General features: G+C 63.9%; 18 protein-coding genes. 4 read left to right on the top strand and 14 right to left on the bottom strand.

Annotation, left to right across the window (positions count from 1 at the left end; all coding sequences use genetic code 11):
* Nucleotides 1-117: 117 nt before the first annotated feature.
* Nucleotides 118-684, top strand: coding sequence for a PepSY domain-containing protein (locus G513_RS0102300; RefSeq protein WP_022975217.1), 567 nt, complete (start codon nt 118-120; stop codon nt 682-684).
* Nucleotides 685-756: 72 nt separating this feature from the next.
* Here the strand turns inward: G513_RS0102300 and G513_RS0102295 are convergent, their stop codons facing one another.
* From G513_RS0102295 to G513_RS0102230, 14 genes are all read right to left on the bottom strand, one after another.
* Nucleotides 757-1,563 carry an ABC transporter permease gene (locus G513_RS0102295; protein ID WP_022975216.1) on the bottom strand — a complete coding sequence of 269 codons (807 nt, stop codon included), beginning with the start codon at nt 1,561-1,563 and terminating at the stop codon, nt 757-759.
* The gene (locus G513_RS0102290; RefSeq protein WP_028475039.1) at nt 1,560-2,759 is read right to left on the bottom strand and encodes an ABC transporter substrate-binding protein; all 1,200 of its coding nucleotides are present in this window, start codon (nt 2,757-2,759) and stop codon (nt 1,560-1,562) included. Before G513_RS0102290 ends, G513_RS0102295 begins: the two co-directional genes overlap by 4 nt.
* 8 nt (nt 2,760-2,767) lie before the next feature.
* On the bottom strand, nt 2,768-3,739 hold the full coding sequence (locus tag G513_RS0102285) for a PQQ-dependent catabolism-associated beta-propeller protein (RefSeq protein ID WP_022975214.1): 972 nt from the start codon (nt 3,737-3,739) through the stop codon (nt 2,768-2,770).
* A complete protein-coding gene (locus G513_RS20975; protein WP_084711306.1) occupies nt 3,736-4,524 on the bottom strand; it encodes an ATP-binding cassette domain-containing protein in 789 nt (262 codons plus the stop codon). The genes G513_RS0102285 and G513_RS20975 overlap by 4 nt, the downstream gene beginning before the upstream one ends.
* Nucleotides 4,524-5,270 carry an ABC transporter ATP-binding protein gene (locus G513_RS0102275; RefSeq protein WP_051144338.1) on the bottom strand — a complete coding sequence of 249 codons (747 nt, stop codon included), beginning with the start codon at nt 5,268-5,270 and terminating at the stop codon, nt 4,524-4,526. The genes G513_RS20975 and G513_RS0102275 overlap by 1 nt, the downstream gene beginning before the upstream one ends.
* On the bottom strand, nt 5,267-6,031 hold the full coding sequence (locus G513_RS0102270) for an ABC transporter permease (RefSeq protein ID WP_211219591.1): 765 nt from the start codon (nt 6,029-6,031) through the stop codon (nt 5,267-5,269). The genes G513_RS0102275 and G513_RS0102270 overlap by 4 nt, the downstream gene beginning before the upstream one ends.
* Nucleotides 6,028-7,050 carry an ABC transporter substrate-binding protein gene (locus G513_RS0102265; RefSeq protein ID WP_022975210.1) on the bottom strand — a complete coding sequence of 341 codons (1,023 nt, stop codon included), beginning with the start codon at nt 7,048-7,050 and terminating at the stop codon, nt 6,028-6,030. The genes G513_RS0102270 and G513_RS0102265 overlap by 4 nt, the downstream gene beginning before the upstream one ends.
* Nucleotides 7,051-7,152: 102 nt before the next feature.
* On the bottom strand, nt 7,153-7,527 hold the full coding sequence (locus tag G513_RS0102260) for a thioredoxin family protein (RefSeq protein ID WP_022975209.1): 375 nt from the start codon (nt 7,525-7,527) through the stop codon (nt 7,153-7,155).
* A 95-nt stretch (nt 7,528-7,622) separates the two neighbouring features.
* Complete coding sequence (gene phbB / locus G513_RS0102255) at nt 7,623-8,363, bottom strand: acetoacetyl-CoA reductase (protein WP_022975208.1); 741 nt, start codon at nt 8,361-8,363, stop codon at nt 7,623-7,625.
* Nucleotides 8,364-8,457: 94 nt separating this feature from the next.
* A complete protein-coding gene (locus G513_RS0102250) occupies nt 8,458-9,048 on the bottom strand; it encodes an adenylate kinase (protein WP_022975207.1) in 591 nt (196 codons plus the stop codon).
* 144 nt (nt 9,049-9,192) lie between these two features.
* On the bottom strand, nt 9,193-10,044 hold the full coding sequence (locus G513_RS0102245) for a DMT family transporter (protein WP_022975206.1): 852 nt from the start codon (nt 10,042-10,044) through the stop codon (nt 9,193-9,195).
* A complete protein-coding gene (locus tag G513_RS0102240; protein ID WP_022975205.1) occupies nt 10,041-11,141 on the bottom strand; it encodes a M48 family metalloprotease in 1,101 nt (366 codons plus the stop codon). The genes G513_RS0102245 and G513_RS0102240 overlap by 4 nt, the downstream gene beginning before the upstream one ends.
* Nucleotides 11,142-11,282: 141 nt before the next feature.
* Nucleotides 11,283-13,601: a TonB-dependent receptor gene (locus G513_RS0102235; protein ID WP_169560482.1), complete on the bottom strand. Its 2,319-nt coding sequence runs from the start codon at nt 13,599-13,601 to the stop codon at nt 11,283-11,285.
* A gap of 165 nt (nt 13,602-13,766) precedes the next feature.
* The gene (locus tag G513_RS0102230; protein WP_022975203.1) at nt 13,767-14,348 is read right to left on the bottom strand and encodes an LOG family protein; all 582 of its coding nucleotides are present in this window, start codon (nt 14,346-14,348) and stop codon (nt 13,767-13,769) included.
* 261 nt (nt 14,349-14,609) lie between these two features.
* Here G513_RS0102230 and G513_RS0102225 point away from each other — a divergent pair, with 261 nt between their 5' ends.
* From G513_RS0102225 to G513_RS0102210, 3 genes are all read left to right on the top strand, one after another.
* Complete coding sequence (locus G513_RS0102225) at nt 14,610-17,621, top strand: Calx-beta domain-containing protein (protein WP_169560481.1); 3,012 nt, start codon at nt 14,610-14,612, stop codon at nt 17,619-17,621.
* A gap of 269 nt (nt 17,622-17,890) precedes the next feature.
* Nucleotides 17,891-19,306: a WS/DGAT/MGAT family O-acyltransferase gene (locus G513_RS20970; protein WP_022975200.1), complete on the top strand. Its 1,416-nt coding sequence runs from the start codon at nt 17,891-17,893 to the stop codon at nt 19,304-19,306.
* A gap of 75 nt (nt 19,307-19,381) precedes the next feature.
* The gene (locus G513_RS0102210) at nt 19,382-20,113 is read left to right on the top strand and encodes a twin-arginine translocation signal domain-containing protein (protein WP_022975199.1); all 732 of its coding nucleotides are present in this window, start codon (nt 19,382-19,384) and stop codon (nt 20,111-20,113) included.
* Nucleotides 20,114-20,152: the final 39 nt, after the last annotated feature.

Raw genomic sequence — 20,152 nt, 5'->3', positions numbered from 1 at the left:
GGGAATTTCCCGATTCATGATGATCGGGAAGTTTTCCCGATTCGAGAGACGGATTCAGGCACTAGAATTGCTCAGCGCGACGGTTCTCGTCGCCGTCAATGAATTGGGGATTGCTGAATGTCGAATCTGAAACTGATCGCCGCAGCCGCGGCGGTACTCGTGCTCACAGCCTGCAACAAGAGCGAAGCGCCGGCTGCTGCGCCGCTGGAAATCACCGCAGGCTCCTCGGCTGCCGCCGTTGCCAGCAGCAACGCGGGTATCGAAAGCTGTGCCAAGGCCGTCCTCGCTCAGGCGCCGGGCGACCTGCTGCAGGCCACGCTGAAGCAGGAGACCGAGGGCCGGGTCTGGGAATTCGAGATCAAGCAGGCCGATGGCAAGCTGTTCGACATCGAATGTTCCGACACCGCCGGCACCATCGTCGAAACGGAAGTGCGCGTCGCCACAGCGGCCGATCCGGCATTCGCTGCGCTTGCCAAGATCGATGAAGCCGCCGCCAAGGCGAAGGCGCTGGAATCGAAGCCGGGCACCGTCGAGCGCGTCGAGTACGAACTGGAACCGGATGGCAAGGCGTCCTACGAATTCGACATCAAGACGGCTGACGGCGATTACCGCGTCGAAGTCGATGCAAGCAGCGGCGAAATCGTCGAATCGTCGAAAGAACTGCTGGAAATCGGTGGCGTCTGATTGTCTAGCTAGCAGCTGCACCTCGAAAGCCGCCGCTCACCCCGGCGGCTTTCTTGTTTCTGCCACTCGAAATCAGGCTTGAGCGCGCTTCTTGACCATGCCCCGCTGCGGGTCATAGCCGTACGCGGCCCAGACGAAGAACACCAGTGCCGAGCCGCCGGTCACCGCGAGTGCGGTGAGGTTCAGCTGGCCGTACATCGCGAAGCGAGTCAGCTCCACCGAATGGGTGAACGGGTTGACGCTCGATACCCAGTACAGCCATTCGGCACCGGACTCCTTCAGCTTCCACAGCGGATACAGCGCTGAGGACATGAAGAACATCGGGAAGATCACGAAATTCATCGTGCTCGCGAAGTTCTCGATCTGCTTGATGTAGACGCTGAGCAGCAAGCCCAGCGCGCCGAGCATCAGGCCGCCGAGCAACAGCGCCGGGAACGCATACAGCCAGCCGCTCCACGGCAGATCGACGCCGAACAGGGCGCAGACGATCAGGAAGGCATAGCACTGCACCAGCGACAACAGCGTGCCGGCGACCAGCTTGCAACCGAGCAGATAGGCGCGTGCCAGCGGGGCGGTCAGCAGCAGCCGCATCATGCCCATCTCGCGGTCGTAGACCATCGCCAGACTGGACTGGATGCCGTTGAACAGGCAGATCATCCCGAGCAGGCCCGGGGCCACATAGACCTGATACTCGATGAAGCTCGAGTACGGCTCGATCACCGCCACGCCGAAGACATTGCGGAAGCCGGCCGCGAACACCACCAGCCAGAGTAACGGCCGGACCAGCGCCGACAGCAGCCGCGAACGCTGCTGCATGAACTTGCGCAGCTCGCGAAAGCTGATCGCGCCCAGCGCTTCCAGCGCGTGTCCTGCTCTCATTTACTTGCTCCAAAGGCCTGCGTTTTCGGGCAGGCCGTTTCCCTGGCATCGAAGCCAAGCGTATCGAGGTTGTTGACCGGATCGAGGAAGCCCTCGATCGGCGCGATCGCAATCGCCCAGTTGCCGGTGTTCAGCAGCATCGGCTGGCGCAGCTGGCCATCCCAGGGGCGATAACCCATGCGGAAGCCTTTGAAGCCGTCGAGCACGATGTCTGGCCCGCGCAGATAGGCATAGCTCTTGGTGTAGTCCGGCGTGCCGGCCCGAACCACCGCTTCGACCACGCTCTTGACCGCCATCCAAGCCGCCCAGTCATAGGACGTGACCTGACGGCCCGCGGCCTTGATCAGGCGATTGTTCAACTGCCGCGCGCCATCGCGCTCCCAGGACCAGTGCCAGGCATCGGCAACGAGGCCAGCCGCGCCAACGACGACTCTCGGCTTCGCCGTCTGATACGGCACGTTGCGGGCGAACTCGCCATCGGTATCGGCGATGAACACTGCGTCGTAGTCCTTCGAGCCGGTCAGCAATTGCAGATTGTTCAGCTCGCGCTCGCGCGGATCGAGGCCGAGCTTGAACGGCCTGGTATCGACGATCTTCAGGCCGAAGCGCTTCGCAGAGCGAGTCCAGGCAGCGGCAAAAGCATCGTCGGCCGGGTTCGGACCTTTCAGCACCAGCACGTTCACCCAGCGCCGCAGCACCAGGTACTGTGCCAAGGCGTCGGTCAGCATGGCCTGGTTCGGAATCACATGCAGAACCTTGCTGCTGCAACTGGCGCCGCGCAGCACATCGTCCTGCGCCGAGATGTTCAGCAAGGTGACGGCCAGGCTCGCGGTGCGCTTGGCGAGGTCGGCGAACACAGGACCATCGGCATCGACGATCACGTAATGGGTACCCGCCGCAACCATCGCCTTGACCGCTTCGGCAAGCGCTGCAGCATCAGCACCTTCACGCTTGTCCAGCTCGAACTTGAGCTTCAGCTGCGCACCAGCAAACGAGGTTTCCTTGATCGCCTGCTCCGCGCCCGAAACCGGCCGGCCCCAGGGCTGCAACGGGAACTGCGCCTTGGTCCGCTCGGTGCGGTAGCGCGGATCGTCCGACCATTCGAGATAGCCGATCTTGAACGGCGTATCGGCAGCACGCGCCAGCGGCAGCGCTGACAGCAGCGCCAGCACAGACACGGCCAGCGTACGAAGCATTGCCTTGCTCATTCGAGAATGCCGACGGTGTAAGGCACGCGCCCGGCGGGCACGGCCTTGGTGACTTTGAAACTGTCCGTATCGATCACTGCCATGTCATCGGACTGGCCATTGGTCACGTAGAGCGTCTTTTCATCCTTGCTGAGCGCGATGCCCCAGGGACGGCCGCCGGTCAGCAGATAGCCCTTCACCGCGCGCGATTTCACGTCGACCTTGGCGATGTGATTGGCGCTGCCCATCGTCACGTAAGCCGTCGAACCATCCTTGGTCATCAGGATGCCGACCGGCGTGATGTCTTCGGCGCGAAAGCCTTTCGGCTCGAACTTGATCTCGCCGATCACCGCATTGGTCTTGGTATCAATGATCGAGAGGGTGCCGCTCAGTTCGTTGGATACCCAGAGCTGCGCACCATCGGCGGTCAGCGCGAAACGGCGCGGCCGGTTGCCAACCGAAACGTTGGCCTTGATCGCCTTGGTCGCCACGTCGATGACGTGCACGGTGTTGGCGACTTCGGACGTCGCATAGACGGTCTTGCCATCCGGCGTCATCAGGATGCCTTCCGGCTCTTCGCCAACCGGCACTTCGGCCAGCCGCTTGCCGCTGGCGACATCGGTGGCCGAGACCAGACCGTCTTCTTCGAGCGTCGCCCAGACGGTCTTGCCGTCCGGGCTGAACACGAAGCGCTCCGGATCGTCGCCGACGTTGAGCTTGCCGATCAGCTTGTCGGTGGCGGTGTCGATGATGTCGATGCGGCTGCCTTCGCCGCAGGCCACGTAGAGCTTCTTGCTGTCCGGCGAGAACACCAGCTCGCGCGGCTTGTCGCCGGTCTTGATCTTGCTCAGCACCTTCAGGCTGGCGCTGTCGAACACGGTGACCACGTTGTCCTTCTCGCTGCTGACATAGAGCTTGCCGGCACTAGCGACGGACGGTGCGGCGGACAGCGCGGCGAGCAATGCAAGGCTAATGAGCGTGTTCTTCATGCGGCTTTCTCCTCGGGCTTGCCGGCGCCAGAGGCCGGACCAGTCATTTTCAGGAAGGCTTCTTCAAGGGTGCTGCAGGCGGACGCGGCAACGATCTCGGCTGGCGTGCCTTCAGCCAGTTTTTTTCCCTTGTGCAGCACGTAGACGCGATCGGCCTGCTCGGCTTCATTGACCAGATGCGTGGCCCACAGCACGGCCAGACCTTCGTCCCGGCAACGCTGCTTGACCAGCGCCATCAGCGTGGTCCGCGATGCCGGATCGAGGCCGACCGTCGCTTCATCCATCAGCAGCAAGTGCGGCTTGTGCAGCAGCGCCCGCGCCAGTTCGACCTTGCGGCGGTTGCCGCCGGACAGGCTGCGGCAGGTCTTTTCCTCGGAACCAGCGAGTCCGACATCGACGAGCAGTTGCGGAATGCGCGCGCGGCCTTCCGCACCGAGGCCATGCAGGGACGAATGAAAGCGCAGATTGCCGGTGACGCTCAGATCGAGATCCAGCGTCGGCTGCTGGAACACCACGCCGAGCTTGGCGAGCCCGAGCGTCGGCTTTTTCAGGAAGTCCTCACCGCAGATGCTGATCGCACCGGCATCCGGCACGAACAGGCCGGACAGCAGCTGGAACAGAGTCGATTTGCCGGCGCCATTCGGGCCGAGCAGCGCCATGAACTGGCCAGCTTCGATACGCATCGAAACACCGGCCAGGGCCTTGACGTCGCCGTAGGATTTCACGGCGTCACGCACATCGAGAGTCACGCTGGGAGTCACGCTATTTGTCGCGGGCTGCGCCATCAGGCGGCCTCCGGGTTAGGGCGGGCGGTACCGAGACCGCCCAGCAATTCGGGGTACTGCGCAATCAGCGCGTGATGCATCTCCGACACCGCATCGTCATCACGGCGACGCGGCTGCGACAGCCTGATCGGATAGTCGAGGATCAGCTGCGCCGGGCTGTGGCTGACGAACAGTACTCGGTCAGCCAGTGCCAGCGCCTCGCGCAGATCGTGAGTCACCAGCAAGGTGGTGGGCAGCAGATCGCGGCGCAGTTCGGCCAGCACCTGATACAGGCTTTCGGCAGTGGGCGCATCGAGCGAGATGAACGGCTCATCGAGCAGCAGCAGTTCCGGCCGAACCAGGAAGGCGCGCAGCAAGGCGACTCTTCGCTGCATGCCGCCGGAGAGATGCAGTGGAAACTCGGCGGCCGTATTCGCGAGCCCGACCTTGGCCAGGCCCGCGTCGATCTCGGCATCGCTCAAGGCAGGGCTCACCAGGCGCAGATTGTCGGCAACGTTCAGCCACGGCAATAGGCGGGGTTCCTGAAACACGAAGCCGAGCCGGGCATCGTCGCCCGCACCATCAAGCCCGCCTTCGTAGTCCTTGTCGAGCCCGGCGATGATCTTCAGCATCGTCGTCTTGCCGGCTCCGCTGGGGCCGACGATGGCGACGAACTCGCCGCTCTCGGCGGTGAATGCCAGCCGACCGATCGTGTCCTTGGCCTTGCCCGGATGGCGCTTGCGGCGGATGTCGACGACCAGCTTCATGCTCGCCATCCGTTCAGGCGCCGGTCGAGCGGCCGCAGCAGCATGGCTTCGATGGCGAACACCACGGCGGCGAACGCGGCCGTGTAGGCGAGGATGCTGGTCAGGTCGAAGAACTGGAAGAAGGTGCCGAGCTGGAAGCCGATGCCATCCGAGCGGCCTAGCAATTCGATGACCAGCACGATCTTCCAGATCAGCGCCAGGCCCGAGCGCGCCGACGCCATGATGTACGGGTAGAGCTGCGGCAGCACGATGCGGCGCAGCACCGTGCCGCGTGGCACGCGATAGACCTCACCGACCTGCAGCAGCTGCGTATCCAGCGCGCGCGCGCCTTCACGGATGTTGGTGATCACGGTCGGAATCTTGTTCAGCGCCACCGCCAGCACGGCAGCGGTTTCATTGAGGCCGATCCAGATGAAGCAGAGGATCGCCGCGACCAGCGCCGGCAGGTTCAGCATCAGCACCAGCAGGCTGTCGAGCAGGTTGTTGACCAGCTTGCTGCGGCCCATCCAGACGCCGACCGAGACACCGACCAGCATCGCGATGACGAACGCGGCTGCGACGCGCATCAGGGTCTTGCCCAAGTGATGCAGCAGTTCGCCGTGCGTCAGATGGTGAACGAGGCTGGCGAACACAGCCGCTGGCGATGGCAGCAGCGGATCACTGACCTTCCAGGCCACGATCTGCCAGACCACCAGCAGCACCAGCAGCGCGCTGGCGCGCACTGCTGCCGCCGGCAAGGTACTGACCGCTGCAGGATTCAAGGCGTGCTGCCGAGCGCCGAATAGAACGTGGTGGGATCGAGAGTCGGACGCTTGCCGACCAGTTCCTCGCCGCCTTCGGCTGCGAGCAGCGCGTACAGGTTCTGCATCACCGGCAGATCGACCTTCAGCTCCTGCAGATCGATGCCATCGCGATGCGCATCACGCAGCGCCACGAAATCAGCATCGCTGTCGACTTTCATGATCGGCTTCAGTCGTACCCAGGAGGCATCGTCGGCCCGCATCACGGCATTGGTGCGTTCGACCGCTTTCAGGAAGCGATCGAGCAGGCTGCGGTTCTTGGTCGCCCATTCCTCGGAGAACACCCAGCCGACCATCGGCACCGGCTTCGGTACACCGAGCCCGGCGAGCACGTCCTTCATGTCGACCAGTTCGGTCAGGCCGGCCGCCTTCAGGCGTGCGCCATACGGCCAGAAGTTCAGTACCGCCGGCAGCTTGTTGCGCAGGATGAGTTCGTTGAGCGCAGGCGGCGCGGCGAAGCTCGGCTTGGCGTCCTTCTTCAGATCGAGCTTCGCGGTTTTCTTCGCCCAGGCCTGCAGGAACAGCCAGCTCTTGTCGACCGGCGTGCCGGCCACACCGATGTCGCGGCCCTTGAGATCGGCCACCGTCTTGATGCCGGAATCCTTGGCAACGTACAGACCGCCGAGCGCCGTCGAGTTCGGTGCGAACTGCAGCTTGCGACCATCGCCACGGTTGCGGTTCACCCACAGCCAGTCGGACGTGATCATGTCGACTGCCCCGCCCTGCAAGGCGATCTGCGCGGCATTGCTGGCCGCCATCGGCACGATCTCGATGCGGAATTCCTCGGCCTTGTCGAAGCCGCGCTCAGTCAGCGTGTCGAGCGTCCAGGCCACGGCACCGAACTGCAGCACGCCGATGCGGATGGTGTTGCCGGGACTGATCTCGGCATCCGCAGCACGGACAGAGAAGGACAGGCTCAGAAGCAGCGCAACGGCAACAAGGCCGGCTCGTGCATGCGCTGCAAAACGTCTGACAGTCATCGCTCCTCCGCTAGGTTCTTCTTCTGTCCGGTGTACCGGATCTCGACCGTCATAGTTTCCACGACGGCCCTGCATGCTACGCGACGATTGCCCGCGTTTGGATCAGTTCAAACCCTCGTTGGCCGGATTCAGCCAATGAGTCAGAAATGATTCCAGCTGCTGGCGCTGCATCATTCCGCTCTTGGTCATGATCAGGCGGCCATCCCGATACAGCGCAATGGTCGGGATCGAGCGCGGCGTGTCGGTCGGCTTGGCATCGGGATGCAGTTCTACATCGATCTTCACCAGCTGCACCCGGGTGTTGAACTTGTCCATCGTCGCCGCCAGGACCGGTTCCAGGCGCTGGCACCAGACGCAGTGATCCGCCATGTATTCGACCAGCAGCGGCATGCGGTGATCAGCAATCATCGCCTTCAACTCTGCCGCGCCAACCTCGGGAATGACTTCGTTGAAGGCTTCGTTAAGGGTTTCGCTCATCGCTCTCTCTCCAGAGTCCGTCTCGCTATTGTTGGTTGTCGCTCGCACCTCGAAGGGTTGACAAGCAGCGGCAGACATGGTTCCCGGTCGCATGCTCAGGCACTCATGTACAGGCCGCCATTGACCGGCAACTGCGCGCCGGTGATGTAGCTGGCCGCGCCCGAGCACAGGAAGGTGACCGCCGCCGCAATGTCGGCCGGGCTGCCGTAACGCGCCGCCGGAATGCCCTTGAGGATTTCGCTGCGGATCGCTTCCGGCACGGCATCGATCATCGGGCTGTCGATGTAGCCCGGCGCCACCGTGTTGACGGTCACGCCCTTGCGCGCCACTTCCTGCGCCAGCGCCATCGTGAAGCCGTGCACGCCGGCTTTCGAGGCCGAATAGTTGGTCTGCCCGAACTGGCCCTTCTGGCCATTGACCGACGAGATGTTCACCACTCGCCCCCAACCGCGCTGGCACATCGCGTCGATCAGCGGCTGAGTGACGTTGAACAAGCTGTCGAGATTGACCCGCAGCACCTGCTGCCATTTATGCGCGCTCATCTTGCGCAGCGGCGCATCGCGGGTGATCCCGGCGCAGTTGACGACGATATCGATCGCCGCGCCTTGCGCCGCCATCGCGCTCAGCGCCGCTGACGTGTCCTCGGCATTCGACACATCGAAGGCCGTGATGCTGATCGCCAGCCCCTGCCCGTGCCAGGCCGGCAGCAAGGCTTCGGCCGAGGCCCGATCGGACGGCAGGCAGACGGCGATGACCTTGGCGCCAGCGGCCGCCAGTGCGGCACTGACGGCGCGGCCAATCGCGCCGGTGCCACCGGTGACCAGTGCGGTGCGCATGCTTAGATCGAGTTTCAAGGCGTGGCATCTCGTGGTCGGACAGGACGCGCACTTTACCGGTCTGCTCGAGCTGCGACGACGTTCGGCGAAGCCCTCAGGCTTCAGCTGCCTCAGGCACTGTGGGCTCGGTCGCCGCCAACATCACCGAGAAGATCGCATCGATGTCGCCGACGCCGGGAATGGTTACCAGCAGACCCCGCGCCTGGTAGTAATCGAGCAGCGGCCGGGTCTCGGACTGATAGACCGCGATGCGACTGCGCACCGTTGCTTCGTTGTCGTCGCTGCGGCCTTCGAGCGCGCCGCGGGCGACCAGGCGATGAACGATCTCCTCGTCATCGACCAGCAGATGGATGACCTTGCTCACACCCGGCTGACCAAGTTCGGCGAGCAGCGCATCGAGTGTTTTCGCCTGTGCGGCATTGCGCGGGAAGCCATCGAGGATGAAACCCTTCGCCGCATCGGGCGCCGCGAGGCGTTCGCGGGCGATGCCGATCACCAGCTCGTCCGCGACCAGTTGACCAGCATCCATCGCCACCTTGGCTTTCAGGCCCAGCGGCGTGCCGGCCTTGACCGCGGCGCGCAGCGCATCGCCGGTCGAAGTCTTCGGGATGCCGTGATGCAGCGCCAGCTTTTCGCCCTGCGTACCTTTGCCGGAACCCGGCGCGCCCAGCATCACGATTCTCATGGTGTCGACAGCTCACTGTTGTGGGAAGAACGCGTCGCCGACGGCAAGTTCGATGCCATCGCAGTTGTTCAAGCCATTCAACAGCTTGGCGTGGCACGCGCATCGCGAAAAACGGCGACTGTCACGCAGGTGACGCAGTTCGGCTCAGCGCGCGGCCGGGCGATACAAGGTCGCGAGCGCCAACCCGCCAAGAATCAGCGCCGCTCCCGCCAGCAGACGCAAGCTCGCTGGCTCGCCGAGAAAGACGATGCCGATCGCCGCCACCAGCACCGGCACTGCCAGTTGCACGAGGCTCGCGCGCAGCGCCGTGAGCTTCGGCAGCACCGTGTACCAGACGGCATAACCGAGCCCGGAAGCCAGGGCGCCGGACGCCAGCGCACAGCCCACGCCGAGCGGATTCCATTGCGTGCCGCCGAACACCAGCCAGGGCAGCACCGCCAGCGGCAGGCCGCGCAGGAAGTTGCCGGCCGTGGCTGCCAGCGGATCATTCGGCCGATCCGATTTTCGTCTGCCGCGCAGGCTATACACCGCCCAGGCAATGCCAGCCGCGATCATCAACAAGCTGCCAGCCAACGGCGGGCGACCAAGCCCCGGCAGCAGGAACAGCAGCAAACCGCTGAACGAGACCAGCACCCCGCCCCATTCCTGCCATGGCGGCCGATCGCCCTGGGTCAGTCCGGTGCCGATCATCGTCACCTGCACCGCGCCAAACAGCAGCAAGGCGCCTGCACCGGCCGGGATCGACAGATAAGCCACCGAGAACGCTGCGGCATAGGCGACCAGCGCGACGGCGGACGGCCAGTCGCCGGCGAAGGGCCGACGACGAAGCTTCAGCAGAATCGCCAGCATCAGCGCACCGGACGCGATACGCAGCGCGGTGAACGCCAATGGATCCATCGCGCCGTCGCGCAAGGCGACGCGCGCAAGAATCGAGTTCGCCGCGAACGCGCTCAGCGCCAGCAAGGTCAGCAAAGCGATGCGCAACGCGGCGCTCATGTGCCGACTTTGTCGAGACGGTCGAGCCGCTCTGAAGTCGCCGGATGCGTGTGATAGACGCGCTCGTACCAGCGGTCGGCGATCGGCGCATTGCGGTTGTTGCGGGTCAGTGTGCGCAGCGCACGCGCCAGTGCTGCGCCGCTGGCATGGCGCGCTGCCGAGGCATCGGCTTCGAACTCGAAGCGGCGATACCAGTAGTTCGCCAGCGGCAAGGCAAAGAACCATAACGACGGCAGCAGCGCCCAGGCGATCGCCAGCTTGGCAACCGGCTCGGCAATGCCCGCCGTCAGTGCCGCCGCGATCATCACCGTCGCGAACGAGGCCGCGCCGATCATCAGCAACTGGAAGCGCAGATGCCCGCGCTGGATATGGCCGAGTTCATGGGCGACTACGGACTCGATCTCGTCGGCTTTCAGCAGGCCGATCAAGGTATCGCCGAGGACGATGCGCGGCGCCCGTGCACTGCCGGAGACCTGCGCGTTGGCCTGCGCGGAACGAGCTGAAGCCCGCAGCAAAAACAGGCGCTGATCACGCACACCACTTCGCGTAAGCAGGCTTTCTAGCCGGCTGCGCAGTTCGCCGGCCGGCAGCGATTCAACTTTGTCGAATAGCGGCGCGACGTAGCGCGGCTGCAACCAGCGCAAGCCAGCCCAGGCACCCCAGCCGATCGCCCAGATCGCGAGCCAGGCCCGCTTGTCCGTGTGCTCGATCAGAACCAGCGCCAACCAGGCGGCCGGCAAAGCGAGCGCGGCAAACAGCACGAGCTTGATCGCCTGTTCGCGCAGGAATGCTGCGACGCTCATCCGGTTCATGCCATGCCGCGCATCGAGGCCGAACGGCTTGTACGCCTTCGGCGGCAGTTCCCAGAACCAGCCGGCGGTCACCAGCACGAACAGCAGCAGCGGTTCGCTACCCTTGAGCAATGGCATCAGGCCCAGCAGAAGCAGCGGCCAGCCCTGCTGCCACAGCTGCTGGCCGACTCGCTGCGTCACCACGCCCATCGCATAGGCCTGATCCTGAGTGCGCAGCACAGCCCGCTGGCGCAGCAGCAGGGTGATGCGCAGTGCAGCGATCAGCAGCAGGACGGCAGGGAGCACGGGGCGGGAAGCATCGGGAAACGGGCCTCACTGTTTCAGAAGCCCGACGCCGCGGCAATTGCACGAGCTTTGTAGGTCGCCCCGTGGGCGACGGCGCGGCTGCACAAAGCGTCGGGCGATGCCCGCGGCCTACCCCAACTTTCAGAACTGCAGCCGCACCCCACCGAAGAACGCGCGCGGGGCGCCGGGGCCGATGAAGCGGTACTCGCCTTCGTAGTCCTCACCGAGCGTTTCCTCGGCTTCGCCGTAGACGCCGAAGGTTGCGAACTTGCGATCGAACAGGTTCGACACGCGGCCGAACAGAGTCAGCCAGGGCAGCGGCTTGTAGTCGCCATACAGGCCGAAGATCACGAAGCCGGGGATGGTGTCCGGATCGGTGTTCGATTCATCGCCGCGATAGTTGGAGCTGCTGCGGCCGGTTGCCTCGAAGCCGACGCCGAAGATCGGCACGCGATATTCGAGCGCAGCCTTGCCGAGATGGCGCGGCACCAGCGGAATGCGATTGCCGGAATTGACGACCCGTGACGAATCGGCCGATTCCTCCGGGTCATCCGGATTGCGCACCGGATGGTTCGGCGAGTTGACCAGGAAGCCGTCGAGGAACTGTGCGTCGAGATAGGTGTATTGCAGGTTGAAACTGAGCGCGTTGGTGATCCGGTAGTTGCCGCCGAACTCGATGCCGCGACGGCGCGTCTCGCCGACGTTGTCGAAATAGCCTTCGGTGGTCAGATCGCCGTCGGTGATGAACAGGATGTCGTTGTTGTTGGCGCTGTTGAACAGCGCGATCGAGCCGCTGTAGTTCGGCGAGTTCCAGCGCAGGCCGGTCTCGATGGTGCGCGTGACCACCTGATGCAACGGCGGATCGCTGACGAAGCCATTCGGCAAGCGACAGGGATCGTTCGGATCGGCGCAGGTCAGCTCGACCGGCGTCGGCGCGCGCGCCGATTCGGCGTAGTTCGCGAAGCCGGTCAGCCCCGGCGTGAACTTCCAGGTCGCGCCGATCGAGGGATTGAGCCGGGTGTAGCGGTGATTGCCGTTGAGATCATCGTCCTCGCCGAGATCACGCAAGACGATGTGCGTGTGGTTCAGGCTCGCGGCGGCGGTGATGTCTAGCGGCTCGATCGGCGAATAGTTGGCGACTACGAAGCCGCTGTAGACGTACTTGCGGGTGCGCAGGCGGACGAAGGAATCGAGCACTTGTTCGCCGCTGCCTTCGGCACCGCGGTCTTCAGTCAAGGCGCCGAGTTCGGTCTGTGAGGCGAAACGAGCACGACCCAGTTCCGCGGTGCTGCCGATGATCAGACGGTTGCGGACGTTGTCGCCGCTGAGCGTTACCTGGCCGCGGAAGGCATAGACCTGCTGGTCGGTCGACGAGGTGTTGATGGTCGCCGAATCGTTGGCCGCGCTGGCGACAATCGGGTTGCCGTTCGGTGTGGTCAGCACTTGTTCGCCGTCGGCCTCTTCGGCACACAGGAACGGGCCGTTCTCGGCACAAGCCTCGTACTCGGTGCCGTCGCCGTTCAGCGATTTCGAATAATTGCGCCGGAAGCTCAGGCCGCCGGACACATCGAGATGCTTCGAGTAGCGATGGCTGGCCTGCAGGTTGATCGCACCCAGGCGCGGCTCGGTGAGATCCGGGTAGGTGAAGATGCGGCCACGACCTTCGCGTTCGAGCAGCGCAACCGGGGCGGCACCGTTGCCGGTCAGGCGGTTATCGGCAAGCGTCACACTCAGATCAGCCGAGCTTTTTTCATCGAGGTAGCTGCCCTTCGCGAACAGGCGGCCGATGCGGCTCGGCGAGAAATCACGCCAGCCGTCTTCGCGGTCGTACTCGCCGGCGATGTAGGTCGCGTAATGGCCTTGCGACCAGCCCTGCTCCACCGACGTGCCGTAACGGCCGAACGAGCCGCCGCCAAGTTCGATGCGGGTGCCGTTCAGATCGAAGCCGCTCTTGGTGCGCAGGGTCAGCGCGCCGGCCAAGGTGTTCTGGCCGAATACCGGGTTCGAGCCGGGCACCAGCTGCAGCGACTGGATCGCGGCGTCCGGAATCAGATCCCAGTTGACGACATCGCCGAAGGTTTCGTTGACCCGCATGCCGTCGATGTACAGCGCCAGGCCCTGCGGCAGGCCGAGCAGCGGCGAAATCGAATAGCCGCGATAGAACAGATCTGGCTGGTAAGGATTGTTCTGGGCATCGGAGACGAACACGCTGCCGAGCTTGCGCGACATGAAATCGCTCAAGCTTTGCGACTGCGCGTTCTGGATGTCCTCGGCCGTCGCCGCCTGGGCGTTGCCCGGATAGCGGTCCAGCGGCACGCCCTGGTTGTCGGTCGGCGCCACGCCGATCACCCGCACCGGAGCGAGTTGCACCGGTTCTTCCTGCGGCGCCGCAGCGGGCTGCTGCGCAATAGCGGGCCATGCGGTCGCAAGCAGCGACAGCAACAAAGTTCTGCGAATCACGAGGTTCTCCTTTCTCTCTTGTCTGCATGGCCGCGCTCTGAGGGCGCAGCTCGGACCCAATTCACGCACCGGCAGCCTGATGCGAGCGCTGACTGACCGGCAATGGGAAAACTTCCCGATCGGGAAATTTTCCCATACTGGCACCGCCCCAGCATCAACCAAGTATCAACTCATCAGCAGCACATCCAGCAAGGCCGCCGGAGTGGTTTCCATGGCCAGCAGGCGGCGGCTGCGTTCGGAGACGAAATCCTCGTTCAGCGCGTGATCGAGAAACGCGTTCAGCAGATCGAAATAGCCGGCAGTGTTGACCACGCCGATCGGCTTGCGATGCAGGCCCAGCTGCGCCCAGGTGAGAATTTCGCAGGCCTCGTCGAGCGTGCCGTAGCCGCCGGGCAGCACGATGAAGGCATCGGACAACTGCTCCATCATCGCCTTGCGCTCGTGCATCGAGCCGACTTCGTGCAACTGGGTCAGGCCGCGATGCTCCACCTCCTTCTCGATCAGCAGGCTCGGAATCACGCCGATCACCTCGCCGCCGCCGGCCATCACCGCATCGGCCACCTCGCCCATCAGCCCGACCCGCCCGCCGCCGTAGACCAGACGGATGCCGCGCTCAGCCATCAAGCGGCCGAGTTCGCGAGCGTTCTCGGCGTACGCCGGCTTGCCGCCGTGGCGCGAGCCGCAGAAGACGCAGATCGACGAGATCGTGCGCCGGGGTTCCTGGAAGTTTGGGTCTTCGATATTCACGTGGAGAATTTGTCGATGGTCTGTATTGACGGTTCTACTTCGGGGCGCAGCTTGCACTAACCTTGCGTGAGAAATCTGGCGACGATGGCCTTCCGCGACGCGGAACCTCGAAAAGTATCCGGATCGCAGCGGGCTTCATCGCAAAATTACTAAAAGGGTGTGCACATGGGGACGACAATTGTTCAGGGACGGGAATCCCTGCCGGCGCCGGCGGCCGCTCGCCTGATCGGCTTGGCCCTCTTCATTGCGACCGCTGTGTCGATGCCTGGAAAGGCACTCGCCGCCAGCACACCCAGCGTCAGCATCAATGATGTGAGCGTGCGCGAAGGCGACAAGATACTGAAGAAAGTTTCGATGAACTTCACGGTGTCACTGTCGGAAAAGGCCGACGGCCGAATCTCGGTTCGAGTGGCAACGTCGAACGGCACGGCTTCGGCGGGCAGCGACTACGATTCCATCAGCCGTGTCGTTCGTTTCACGCGAGGCCAGATCCGCCAGACCGTGACGGTCAAGATCAATGGCGACACGGCCAGCGAGCCCGACGAAACATTTTTCGTCAATCTATCCGATCCCGACGGCGCCACGCTCGGGAAGCGACGCGGGATCGGCACCATTCTCGACGACGACACGCCAGAGCCGGACGTCTCGCTCTCGGTGGCCGATGCCTCGGTCACCGAAGGCAACGGCGAAAGCAAAAGCCTGCGCTTCATCGTTTCCGCGCAACCGGCACCGAAGGCGACCGTCACGGTCAACTACGCCTCGGCAAACGGCACTGCAAAATCCGGCAGTGACTATGTTGCCTCCTCGGGCAAGCTGACATTCGCCCCCGGCGTCACCACACAGGCCGTGGAAGTCTCGGTGATCGGCGATCGCATCGACGAGAACGACGAAACCATGTCGCTGGCGCTCAGTGCGCCGACCGGACGCGGAAAGATCGCCCGTGGCAGCGCCATCGGCACGATCATCGATGACGATCAGCCGACCCAGGATCTCACGCCCGATCCTGTCGTCTTCACGCCGCTCTCCCACGTCGAACCGGGCAGCGTGCAGGTCAGCGAGGCCGTGCAGATTCTCGGCCTCGGCGCCTCGGCGCCGATTTCGATCACTGGCGGCACCTATAGCGTCAATGGCTCGCCGTATGCCGCGACGACCGGTACCGTCGCCAACGGCGACATCGTCGAAGTTCGGGCAACGGCGTCGAATGCCTACGGCGCAACCGCGGCGGCACGGCTGACCGTGGGCACCTTGTCGACTGACTTCGTTCTGGAATCACGACTACGCGATACGACGCCGGAGCCGTTCTCCTTCGAGCCTGCGTTCTCGGCCATGCCGGGCAGCAGCACGACCAGCGCAGCGATCACCGTTGCCGGCATCGATTCGGGCACTCGGATTTCCGTCACCGGCGGGGCTTATCAGATCGGTAGCGGGCCGTGGACGACAACCGCCGGTACCGTTGCCTCAGGGGCACGCGTGCGGGTTGCAGCAACTGCAAGCGCAAACGGCGTAGCGGTGGCGGAACTGCGAATCGGACTGAGGTCGGCACGTTTCTCGGTGACCACCGCCAATGGCAATGCAGCGCCGCGTTCGTTCGCGCTCGGATCAATGCAGAGCTTTCCGCTGCTGCTCGGCATCAGCGACACGGTTACCTTGTCCGGGCTCGCCACGCCGGCGCGGATCGGAATTAGAGGCGGCCAGTACAGCTTGAATGAAGGCCCGTTCACGGATGTCGCCGGTGTCGGCACCAACGGGGATCGACTGCGGGTGGCGGTTGCCGCAGCCCCGGCGATCGATGACCGGCTGGAAGCCACGATCTCGGTGGGAGCCTTCTCGACAAAGTTCAGTGTGACGACATCGGCCCCCGAAGATCGCGCGCCTGATTCCCTGCAGCTTCCCCTGACCAAGGCAGAAGCGATCAACAGTCAGGTCATCACACCGCCGATGATCGTCAAGGGCGTCAATGTCCCGGTGCCGATCTCGGTAACCGCCGGCCTTTCCTACAGCCTGAACGGCGGCGCTTTCACTTCTTCGCCGGGGATCGTTCATTGGGGCGATGCGCTGAGACTGCGGGTGATCACCGGGCCGGATTACGCCCGCAGCTACTCCGCAGACGTCACGGTCGGCTCCACCACCACCAACTGGCTGGTTCGTACCCAAGGCACGCCGACCCGTCCCGCCCGGTTCACGCTGCTGCCGGCCTCGATCTATTCGGGTGGTCTGGTCTTGCCGGGATCCGTGCAGACAACGGAGCCGGTTACCGTGACCAATGCCGATGGCGCGCAGGTCGTGTCTGTCACCGGCGGGCAGTACCGAATCAATGATGGACCTTACCGAGCAACGTCCGGAACCGTTTACGAAGGCGATCAGGTCACGCTTCGGACCGTCATGCCGTCGACTTTCTCATCCGACCAGACGCTGACCCTGAAGATCGGCCAAGTCAGCTCGAGCCTAACGCTGACCACCACGGTCGACGCAGTCGCCAATACACCGCCGATGCCATCGGGTACCGACGCAAGCTACGTCATTCGTTCGGACGGCGTGATTCCTCTGCGCGCTTACGTGTTTCAGCCTCCCGGCTGGCGCAGCTCGGATCGACGAGCCGCCTATATCGACTGGAGCGGCGGCGGCTGGGCACGCGGCGGGCTACCGTCAACGCGCCCTCGCTACTGGGCCGAAGAGCAAGGCATGGTCGCGATCGCGCCCGATCAGAGAGTCAACGACCGCTTCGGAACCTACGCTTACGTGCATGCGGAAGACGCGCGACTGGTGCTGAAGTGGGCACAAGACAATGCCAGCCAGCTCGGCATCGATCCGTCCCGCATCGTCGTCATGGGCTCAAGTTCAGGAGGCGGAAATGCCGTCTGGGCATCTCTGCTCGAGCCTCCGGCCACTACCGCTATCGGAAGCTCGCCAAGCATGCGGGCCGGCGCCGTTGTCATGTGGTCCGGGGTCAGTTCGACACTGCCAGAGGCTGCACTTGGCCGCTCGCAGCTGGCTCGCTTCGGGCGCTTCGTCGATGCCGTCAGTCCGGATCGTGACATCGACGATCAGATCTCGCCGTTTCTGGTTTTCCATGCTGATGCGGATACGGTTTTCGCGGAGACTGCCAATCTGAACCTCTGCGCGCGAATCCAGATGTACGGACAGATCTGCGAATTCCACAATCAGCCAGGGCTTGGGCATGACTGGGTCGACAGCCCCGGAAAATTCGACGAAGCGCGCGGGATCGAAGTGCAGTTCCTGAACAGAATCGGCGTTCTGCCTGCGGTCCGTTGACAGTCGGCGTCCGTGAGACTGACGAGCCGCTACAGATCAGCCAGATGGTCGCGCGACACGAACAGGAGAAGCGAACGGATCCGCCATGCAGCGGTCGGAAGTTCATGTGGGCCAGCAAGTCGGTCCTGGATGACGGCATGAGAGCGCAGTAGTCGGCCGATGCGATGCAACTGCGTCAAGCCGACACTCTGTCGCCGAGCCGTCATCCCCGGCCGCCAAGCTGAAGCACACGCAGAAACTTCGAAGGGCAATCCAGAGAGCGAGACACCATGAAACGACTCAGCACGCTGGACATGGGCTTCATTCATCTGGAGCGTCGCAACCAGCCTTTTCACGTTGCCTACCTGACCCTGCTGAGGCCGCCGGCCGATGCGCCGCCGGACTTCGCGCAGACCCTGGTCGAGCGGCTGCGCTCCTATGCCTCGCCGCTGCCACCGTTCAACCAGCGGCTGGAAAGCCGGCTCGGCAAAGCGTTCTGGGTCGAAGATCCGGAGTTCGACATCGACCAGCACGTCATCCATCTCGCCCTGCCCCGTCCCGGCGGCATGAAGGAGTTGATGGCGATGGTGTCGCGCATGCACGCTAGCCATCTCGATCGCGCCTATCCGCTGTGGCGCACTTACATTATCGAGGGCATTGAAGGCGGCTTGATCGCCACCTACTCGAAGGTGCATCACGCGGTGGCCGATGGCATCGCCGGCACCCGCCTGACCCTGCGTTCGATGTCCACCGATCCGACCGCCATCCTGCCACCACCCTGGGCCACGCCGCCGCAGGGTCGGCGCGAACGCCCGAGCAGCCTGCTGGCCGCGCCGGTCGATGGCGTTGTCAAGCTCGCCAATCGCTTCGGCGGCGCCTTCGAGCATGTGCCGGCGATTTACCACGAGCTGCGCAAGTCGACGCGCGAACGCCGCGACGGCCATCCGGACGCCATCTCCGGCAACAGCGCGCCGGCGACTATCCTGAATCAGCCGATCAGCGCCTCGCGCCGCTACCTCGCCCGCAGCTATCCGCTGGTGAAGATCAAGACGGCGGCCCGGACGCTGGGTTGCACCGTCAATGACGTGATGCTGGCCATGTGCAGTCACGCGCTGCGCCAGTACCTGCTCGATCAACATGCCTTGCCGAAGGAGCCGCTGATTGCCGGCGTGCCGATGTCGACACGCCGGGACCGGAGCGATGTCGGCAACCAGATCAGCTTCCTGCTCGCCAATCTCGGCACCCATCTGGCCGATCCTGCCGAACGTCTGCGGACGATCCGTGCCTCGGTCGAGCACAGCAAGGCGCGCTTCGCGACGATGAAGCCGGGGGCCATTCTCGGCTACGCGGCGGCGGCGCTGGCGCCAGGTCTGGTCAACATGCTGTTCGCGCCGAAGCGCGGCAAGCTCGCCTTCAACCTGGTGATCTCCAACGTACCCGGCCCGCGTTCGCCGCTGTACTGGCAGGGTTGCGCGGTGGAAGGCATGTATCCGGTCTCGGTACTGGCCGATGGCATGGCACTGAACATCACCGCGTCCAGCCGCGCCGATGCCCTCGACTTCGGCGTGCTCGCCTGCCGCCGCACCTTGCCGAAAGTGGAATCGCTGATGGATTACCTGGACGACGGGCTCGACGAGATCGAGCGGCTGGCGCGGCTGACGATTGCCGTCGGCAAGCCGGTGGCACTGGGAGAGACGGTTACGTAAGGCAGCAATGGCCGACGCCGTTACAGTCGGGCTAGGATTCGGCCGATAACAACAACACGGCGAAGGGGAACCCGAATGCATCTCGCGTATCTGCAGCAAATGCTCGAAACCGACCTGTCGGCCGAGCGCAGAAATTTCTTGAAGACAGCCGGTGCGACTGTTTTAGTCGGCGGCCTGGCACCGTCCCTGGCATTTGCAGCGGAGGCACCCGCCAAGACGGCCGGCAAGGGATTCAAGGGCCAGGGCCGCATGAACATGACCAGCGGTGAAGACTGGATCGATACCTTCTTCAACGGCGGCGCCAGCGAAATCATCCATTACTACGCCGATGATTTCGTCTTCGAGGACGCCACGCTGTTCCAGACCATCAGCAACAAGGACGAGCTGTACCGCGCCTTCCTGCCGTTCAACAACAACGGCCCGGATTCACCGGTCGGCGTCCATCAGTTCGACATCGTTCGTTACGACGGCGGTGCCGCGAAAGGCAGCAAGGGCGTTGCCCGCAAAGGCGTTCCCGAGGGCTACGAAGCCTCCATCTGGGCCGAGCAGAGCCGGGACACGCTGGCCGGCGTCGATCTCGAATACGACGAATGGGCGGTGATGCAATGGATCTGGAAAGCCAAGCACAACGCCGACGATTTCCTCGGCCTCAAGGGCGCGAAAGGCAAGACCACTTACGCGCGTGGCATCACCTTCCATTGCTACCGCAATCGCAAGATCGTTCGCGAGTTCACCCACTGGAACTTCCGCGCTGTCGGCGTCCAGCTCGGCGCACTGGAAGCACCGCAGCTGTTCTGGAAAAAGTGAAACGGTACTGCCCAGCGACGCGAGATCGTCACCGAGCCT

The sequence above is a fragment of the Nevskia ramosa DSM 11499 genome, assembly GCF_000420645.1.
In the GTDB taxonomy this organism is placed as follows: Bacteria; Pseudomonadota; Gammaproteobacteria; order Nevskiales; family Nevskiaceae; genus Nevskia; species Nevskia ramosa.
Note: the sequence above shows the minus strand (reverse complement) of the source record. Positions and strands in the feature narration are given on the sequence as shown.

Excerpts from the sequence above, each read along its gene's own strand:
- G513_RS20975 (WP_084711306.1), bottom strand. The coding sequence starts at position 4,524 with ATGGCGCAGCCCGCGACAAATAGCGTGACTCCCAGCGTGACTCTCGAT.
- G513_RS0102295 (WP_022975216.1), bottom strand. The coding sequence starts at position 1,563 with ATGAGAGCAGGACACGCGCTGGAAGCGCTGGGCGCGATCAGCTTTCGC.
- G513_RS0102225 (WP_169560481.1), top strand. The coding sequence starts at position 14,610 with ATGCCTGGAAAGGCACTCGCCGCCAGCACACCCAGCGTCAGCATCAAT.
- G513_RS0102285 (WP_022975214.1), bottom strand. The coding sequence starts at position 3,739 with ATGAAGAACACGCTCATTAGCCTTGCATTGCTCGCCGCGCTGTCCGCC.
- G513_RS20970 (WP_022975200.1), top strand. The coding sequence starts at position 17,891 with ATGAAACGACTCAGCACGCTGGACATGGGCTTCATTCATCTGGAGCGT.
- G513_RS0102250 (WP_022975207.1), bottom strand. The coding sequence starts at position 9,048 with ATGAGAATCGTGATGCTGGGCGCGCCGGGTTCCGGCAAAGGTACGCAG.
- G513_RS0102260 (WP_022975209.1), bottom strand. The coding sequence starts at position 7,527 with ATGAGCGAAACCCTTAACGAAGCCTTCAACGAAGTCATTCCCGAGGTT.
- G513_RS0102275 (WP_051144338.1), bottom strand. The coding sequence starts at position 5,270 with ATGAAGCTGGTCGTCGACATCCGCCGCAAGCGCCATCCGGGCAAGGCC.
- G513_RS0102210 (WP_022975199.1), top strand. The coding sequence starts at position 19,382 with ATGCATCTCGCGTATCTGCAGCAAATGCTCGAAACCGACCTGTCGGCC.
- G513_RS0102300 (WP_022975217.1), top strand. The coding sequence starts at position 118 with ATGTCGAATCTGAAACTGATCGCCGCAGCCGCGGCGGTACTCGTGCTC.
- G513_RS0102290 (WP_028475039.1), bottom strand. The coding sequence starts at position 2,759 with ATGCTTCGTACGCTGGCCGTGTCTGTGCTGGCGCTGCTGTCAGCGCTG.
- phbB (WP_022975208.1), bottom strand. The coding sequence starts at position 8,363 with ATGCGCACCGCACTGGTCACCGGTGGCACCGGCGCGATTGGCCGCGCC.
- G513_RS0102265 (WP_022975210.1), bottom strand. The coding sequence starts at position 7,050 with ATGACTGTCAGACGTTTTGCAGCGCATGCACGAGCCGGCCTTGTTGCC.
- G513_RS0102245 (WP_022975206.1), bottom strand. The coding sequence starts at position 10,044 with ATGAGCGCCGCGTTGCGCATCGCTTTGCTGACCTTGCTGGCGCTGAGC.